The sequence below is a fragment of the Micromonospora sp. NPDC018662 genome (assembly GCF_044391475.1).
Lineage (GTDB): Bacteria > Actinomycetota > Actinomycetes > Mycobacteriales > Micromonosporaceae > Micromonospora.
In genome coordinates this window covers 410,523-416,891 of the sequence record NZ_JBISAC010000006.1, presented here as the reverse complement: position 1 = coordinate 416,891, position 6,369 = coordinate 410,523, and the positions used below count along the sequence as shown (strand labels likewise).

General features: G+C 72.4%; 6 protein-coding genes. 4 read left to right on the top strand and 2 right to left on the bottom strand.

Features of this window, described 5'->3' with window-relative positions:
- Window positions 1-235 precede the first annotated feature (235 nt).
- Window positions 236-1,153: a RecB family exonuclease gene (locus ACH495_RS20040; protein WP_396859240.1), complete on the bottom strand. Its 918-nt coding sequence runs from the start codon at window positions 1,151-1,153 to the stop codon at window positions 236-238.
- A gap of 73 nt (window positions 1,154-1,226) precedes the next feature.
- On the opposite strand from ACH495_RS20040, the gene ACH495_RS20035 reads away from it, so the two are divergent.
- The 3 genes from ACH495_RS20035 to ACH495_RS20025 all read left to right on the top strand — a co-directional run bounded on the left by ACH495_RS20035 (window position 1,227) and on the right by ACH495_RS20025 (window position 4,041).
- On the top strand, window positions 1,227-2,378 hold the full coding sequence (locus ACH495_RS20035) for a M50 family metallopeptidase (RefSeq protein ID WP_396859247.1): 1,152 nt from the start codon (window positions 1,227-1,229) through the stop codon (window positions 2,376-2,378).
- Entirely contained in the window at window positions 2,375-3,319 is a 945-nt protein-coding gene (locus tag ACH495_RS20030) for a tRNA (adenine-N1)-methyltransferase (protein WP_396859239.1), read from the top strand. Before ACH495_RS20035 ends, ACH495_RS20030 begins: the two co-directional genes overlap by 4 nt.
- A 149-nt stretch (window positions 3,320-3,468) precedes the next feature.
- A complete protein-coding gene (locus ACH495_RS20025; RefSeq protein ID WP_343447548.1) occupies window positions 3,469-4,041 on the top strand; it encodes a hypothetical protein in 573 nt (190 codons plus the stop codon).
- 50 nt (window positions 4,042-4,091) lie between these two features.
- Here ACH495_RS20025 and ACH495_RS20020 read toward each other — a convergent pair whose 3' ends face one another.
- A complete protein-coding gene (locus ACH495_RS20020) occupies window positions 4,092-4,385 on the bottom strand; it encodes a ferredoxin (RefSeq protein WP_396859238.1) in 294 nt (97 codons plus the stop codon).
- 177 nt (window positions 4,386-4,562) lie between these two features.
- On the opposite strand from ACH495_RS20020, the gene arc reads away from it, so the two are divergent.
- Entirely contained in the window at window positions 4,563-6,344 is a 1,782-nt protein-coding gene (arc, locus tag ACH495_RS20015; protein WP_396859237.1) for a proteasome ATPase, read from the top strand.
- Window positions 6,345-6,369 lie beyond the last annotated feature (25 nt).

The window sequence follows — 6,369 nt, the reverse complement described above, 5'->3', positions numbered from 1 at the left end:
GATCAACACCCCACCGACCAGCCAGAAAACACCTCACACCACCACGTCAAGACCCCCCGACCAGCACAAACAGGATGAGACAAGCTCACGGAAAGAGTGGCTAACGGCGCCTGCATGGCCCCGCTTTCCGTGAAAGTGGGCGGTGGCCAAGGGGAGGAGCGTGGGCGAGCGGCGTCGGGTGGGGCGCGCGGGCACGGGGGAAGCCGAACCGGGGCTCACCCGGCGAGGAGGCGCCTCACTCGTCGGCCCCGGGGGTGGCCGGCCGGGAACGGGCGTCCACCAGCGGGTCGGGCGCGGCGGCGGCCACCGGGAACGGCGGCGGCGTGCCACCGAAGGTCGGGCAGAGCGCCTGGTGGCTGCACCAGTCGCAGAGCCGGCTCGGCCGGGGCCGGAAATCCTGCCGCGCGGTGGCCTGCTCGATCGCCCGCCACAGCGCCACCACCGTGCGCTCGAAGCGCACCAGCTCCTCGGCGTCGGGCGCGTAGTCGCAGACCTCGGCGTCCTTGAGGTAGAGCAGGCGCAGCACCCGCGGCACCACGCCCCGGGTGCGCCACAGCACCAGCGCGTAGAACTTCAACTGGAACAGCGCCCGCGCCTCGAACGCCTCACGCGGCGCGCCGCCGGTCTTGTAGTCGACCACCCGCAACGCGCCGTCCGGTGCCACGTCGAGGCGGTCGAGATAACCCCGGATGAGCAACTCGTCGTCGACCACCGCGGAAATCAGCGCCTCGCGCTCGGCCGGCTCCAGCCGGCGCGGGTCCTCCACCGCGAAGTAGCCCTCCAGCAGGCCGGCCGCCGAGCGGAGGAACCCCTCCACGCCGGCCGTGTCGCCGTCGGCGAACAGCGCTGCCAGCTCCGGCTCCTCGGTGACCAGGCGGTCCCACTGCGGGGCGACCAGGTCGCCCGCCGACTCCGGGGTGCGCGCCGCGGCCGGCAGGTCGAACAGCCGCTCCAGCACGGCGTGCACCAGCGTGCCCCGGGCCTGCTCGACCGTCGGGCGCTCCGGCAGCCGGTCGATGCTGCGGAACCGGTAGAGCAGCGGGCAGGTCTTGAAGTCGGCCGCCCGCGACGGCGACAGCGACGCCCGCACCGTGACCGGCGCCGGCTCCGTCGTCGGGACGCCCTGCGTGTCGATCACCGGTTCCGCCGTCATGCCCGGAAGGTTAGGCCACCGGTGTGACACCGCCGTCGTCGCCGCACCGGGCCATGATCTACCGCCGCGTAGCATCGTCGGGGTGGAGCAGCGCACCCGACCGCCGCGCCGGCCCGGGCTGAGCCTCGGCCGGGTCTTCGGGGTGCCGCTGCGCGCCGACGCGTCGATGCTGCTGCTCACCGTCGTGGTCACCGTGCTCTACGCGGCGCTGGCCCGCCGCCAGCTCGACCTCGGTCCGCTCGGCGGCTACCTGGTCGGCCTCGGCTTCGTCGTCGCGCTGCTCGGCTCCGTGCTGCTGCACGAGCTGGGGCACGCGCTCACCGCCCGCCGGTTCGGCATCGGTGTGCGGGGAATCACGCTGGAACTGCTCGGCGGCTACACCGAGATGGACTCCGACGCCCCCAGCCCCCGGGTGGAGCTGCTGATCTCGCTGGCCGGCCCGGCCGTGTCCGCCGTGCTCGGCGCCGGCGCGGTCGCCGCCACGCTCACGCTGCCCGCCGGCACGCTCGGCCACCAGCTCGCCTTCCAGCTCGCGGTCAGCAACGTGGTGGTGGCGATCTTCAACAGCCTGCCCGGGCTGCCGCTGGACGGCGGGCGCGCGCTGCGCGCCGCGGTGTGGGCGCTCACCCGGGACCGGCACCGGGGCACCGAGGTGGCCGGCTGGGTCGGCCGGGCCGTCGCGCTGGCCACGTTGGCCCTGGTGGTGGCGCTCACGCTACGGCGGGCGCTCGCCCCGCTGGCGTTGCCGCTGCTCCTGCTGGTCGCGTTGACGCTGTGGCGGGGCGCCGGGCAGTCCGTCCGGCTGGCCCGCATCGGCCGCCGGCTGCACCTGGTCGACCTGACCCGGCTGGCCCGCCCGCTGCTGCCGGTGCCCACCGGCACCCCGCTGGCCGAGGCGCAGCGTCGTCGCGCCGAGGCGGGCACACCCGACGCGGCGCTCGCCGTGGTCGACTCCGCCGGCCGTACCGTGGCGCTGGTCGACCCGGCGCGCGCCGCCGCCGTACCCCCGGAACGGCGGCCGTGGCTCGCGGTGGACGAGGTGGCCCGCGGCCTGGCCACGCTGCCCGCCCTGCCGGTCGCCGCGGACGGCGATCGGGTGCTGGAGACGGTCCGCACCCACCCGGGCGCGCAGTACCTGGTGACGGCAGGCGAAGATGTGGTCGGCGTGCTCCACGTCGCGGATCTCGCCCAGCTCCTCGAACCGAAACGGAAGACGAACACGTGACCGCAGAGAACTCCACCGTCCCGGCGCTGCCCCCGGTCCACCGCGGGCCGTTCCGGATCGGCGACCGGGTCCAGCTCACCGACCCGAAGGGCCGGATGCACACCGTGACGCTGGAGCCCGGCAAGGAGTTCCACACCCACCGCGGCATCCTCAAGCACGACACGCTGATCGGCCTGCCCGACGGCAGCGTGGTCACCACCGCCGGCGGCGGCACCGCCTTCCTGGCGCTGCGACCGCTGCTGTCGGACTACGTGCTGTCCATGCCGCGCGGCGCCCAGGTGATCTACCCGAAGGACTCGGCGCAGATCGTCGCGATGGGCGACATCTTCCCCGGCGCCAAGGTGCTGGAGGCCGGCGCCGGCTCCGGCGCGCTGTCCTGCTCGCTGTTGCGCGCCGTGGGCACCGAGGGGGAGCTGCACTCCTTCGAGCTGCGCGACGACTTCGCCCAGATCGCCCGGCGCAACGTCGAGGCGTTCTTCACCGGCCCGCACCCGGCCTGGCGGCTGCACGTCGGCGACGTCGCCGAGTGCGCCGAGACCGGCTTCGACCGGATCATCCTCGACATGCTGACCCCGTGGGAGATGCTCGACATGGTCGAGCGGGCGCTGGTCCCCGGCGGCGTGCTGATCGGCTACGTGGCCACCACGCCGCAGCTCTCCGAGCTGGTCGAGGCGCTGCGCGAGCGGGGCGGCTGGACCGAGCCGCGCGCCTGGGAGTCGATGGTCCGCGACTGGCACGCCGAGGGCCTCGCGGTCCGGCCGGACCACCGCATGATCGCGCACACCGCGTTCCTGGTCTCCGCGCGCAAGCTCGCCCCCGGGGTCACCGCGCCGCCGCGCCGGCGCAAGCCCAGCAAGGGCGCCGAGGCGTACGCGCAGCGCCGCGACGCCCTGCGCGCCGCCGCGGCGGCGCGGCCGGCGGAGGAGCCGGAACAGTCCTGACCCCCGCCGCGCGAACCGCCACGGGCGGGCGGATCATGTGTGCCCGTGGGGACGACGACACCGGAGACGGTAAGCATGACAGAGCGGCTCGGGGCGCGCGGTGGGCGCGTCCGTCCCGGCCCCGGCGGTACGGGTCGACGGGAGGTGACGTGAGCAGTCCCGGCTACGGCAACGGCGAGATGCCCGCCGTCTTCCCCGACTGGTCGCCCTACGCCGACCTGGAGTCGGCCGCCCGCGCCTACCTGCGGGACCCCGACATCGCCCTGGAGGCGCTCGGCGGGGTGCTGCGCGGCGCCTCGGTGCTCGGCTTCACGCTGGAACGCTTCGTCAACGAGGTGAACGGGGTGTGGCAGGAGGTCGTCGTCTGCGACGGCAGCCGGCTGGTGCTCTGGCACGGCGAGGACGTCCCGCCGGGGGAGGGGCCGCCCGGCGCGATGACCTCCTCGCTGCGGGTGGTGCCGGTCTCCACGGTCACCGAGGTCGGCTGCCGGCGCCGGCTCACCCGCGCCGAGGACGGCACGGTCCGGGTCGACAGCATCGACGTGTACCTGTTGCTCAGCTCGCTGGACGAGGCGCCGCCGAGCGACGAGGCGGCCGGCACGCCGCGGCACGACGCGCTGCGCTTCGGCAAGACGCTCGACGACGGCGGCGCCGGGCAGATCACCCGGCTGGAGGAGTTCGCCCGGCTGGTGGCCTCGGTGGTCGGCCGTCCCATGCTCTGAGACGGAGGGGGGCCGGGGACGTGGTCCCCGGCCCCCCTCCGTCCGTGCGGTCAGTCGTCGGCCTCCGGGCCGGCCACCTCGACGCCGTCACTGCCCCGCGTCACGTGGATGCACTCGCCCGGACATTCCTTCGCCGAGTCGATCACCTCGAGGCGCAGGTGCTCCGGCACGTCCACCCGGGCGCCCGGGGTCTGTCGCAGCTCGCCGTCCGGGCCCTTGACGTACGCCAGGCCGTCGACGTCGAACTCGAAGACCTCCGGCGCGTACTGCACACACAGCCCGTCACCCGTGCAGAGGTCCTGGTCGACCCAGACCTGCAACTGGTCGGTCGCGACGTCGGTCACGAAGCACCCCCCATGTTCTCCCGTCCCGGACTCCGACGGTACCCGAACGCCCGTACCCGCCCGTCGACCAGCCCTTGGCGATCAAGCTTCGGTGACGAGCGCGTTGCGGAGGACCGAATCGGGCTCATAGCGGCTAGTGTTAGCTCAGAACGTTCAAGCCCCCCGGGGAGGTGGGACGTGGCACGCAGCGACGACGCGGACTCGCGCGCCGCACGGTGGGAAAAGGAAGCCCACGATCTCTCCACGCAGGTCGCGTTCCTGCAAGAGGAGCTCGCTCTGGTGCGGCGCAAGTTGACCGAAAGCCCCCGACACGTCCGGCAGCTCGAAGAGCGGCTGGCGGCCACCCAGGCACAGTTGGCCCGGCTGACCGAGAACAACGAGCGTCTGGTGAGCACCCTCAAGGAGGCTCGCGCGCAGATCGTGACGCTCAAGGAGGAGATCGACCGGCTCGCCCAGCCGCCCAGCGGCTACGGCGTCTTCCTGGCGAGGCACGACGACGGCACGGTGGACGTGTTCACCGGCGGGCGCAAGCTCCGCGTCGCCGTCTCGCCCTCGCTGGAGGTCGACGAGCTACGCCGTGGGCAGGAGGTGCTGCTCAACGACGCGCTCAACATCGTCGACGCGTTCGGCTTCGAGCGGGTCGGCGAGGTGGTGATGCTCAAGGAGATCCTCGTCGGTCCGGACGGCGCGCCGGGTGACCGGGCGCTGGTGGTCTCGCACTCGGACGAGGAGCGCATCGTGCACCTCGCCGAGACGCTGATCGGCAGCGCGATCCGGGCCGGTGACTCGCTCATGATCGAGCCCCGCTCGGCGTACGCCTACGAGCGGATCCCGAAGAGCGAGGTCGAGGAGCTGGTCTTGGAGGAGGTGCCGGATGTCGACTACGAGGACATCGGTGGCCTCCAGGCGCAGATCGAGCAGATCCGCGACGCGGTGGAGCTGCCGTTCCTGCACGCCGACCTGTTCCGCGAGCACCAGCTCCGGCCGCCGAAGGGCATCCTGCTCTACGGTCCGCCCGGCTGCGGCAAGACGCTGATCGCCAAGGCGGTGGCCAACTCGCTCGCCAAGAAGATCGCCGAGCGGTTGGGCAAGGAGCGGCACACCAGCTTCTTCCTCAACATCAAGGGTCCCGAGCTGCTCAACAAGTACGTCGGCGAGACCGAGCGGCACATCCGGCTGATCTTCCAGCGAGCCCGGGAGAAGGCCGGCGAGGGCACCCCGGTGATCGTGTTCTTCGACGAGATGGACTCGATCTTCCGCACCCGCGGCTCCGGCGTCTCCTCCGACGTGGAGAACACCATCGTTCCCCAGCTGCTCAGCGAGATCGACGGCGTGGAGGGGCTGGAGAACGTCATCGTCATCGGCGCCTCCAACCGGGAAGACATGATCGACCCGGCGATCCTGCGCCCCGGCCGGCTCGACGTGAAGATCAAGATCGAGCGGCCGGACGCCGAGGCGGCCAAGGACATCTTCACCAAGTACGTCCTCGCCGACCTGCCGCTGCATGCGGATGACCTGGCCGAGCACGGCAGCGACCCGCAGGCCACGGTGGCCGCGATGATCGACGCCGTCGTCCTGCGGATGTACTCCGAGACCGAGGAGAACCGCTTCCTCGAGGTCACCTACGCCAACGGCGACAAGGAAGTCCTCTACTTCAAGGACTTCAACTCCGGCGCGATGATCCAGAACATCGTCGACCGGGGCAAGAAGATGGCCATCAAGGAGTTCCTCACCTCCGGTCGCAAGGGGCTGCGGCTGCAGCACCTGCTCGACGCGTGCGTCGACGAGTTCCGGGAGAACGAGGACCTGCCCAACACCACCAACCCCGACGACTGGGCCCGCATCTCCGGCAAGAAGGGCGAGCGGATCGTCTACATCCGCACGCTCGTCTCCGGCGGCAAGGGCACCGAGGCCGGCCGGTCCATCGAGACCGCCAGCAACACCGGCCAGTACCTCTGAGACCGGCCCGACCGGGGCGGCGCCA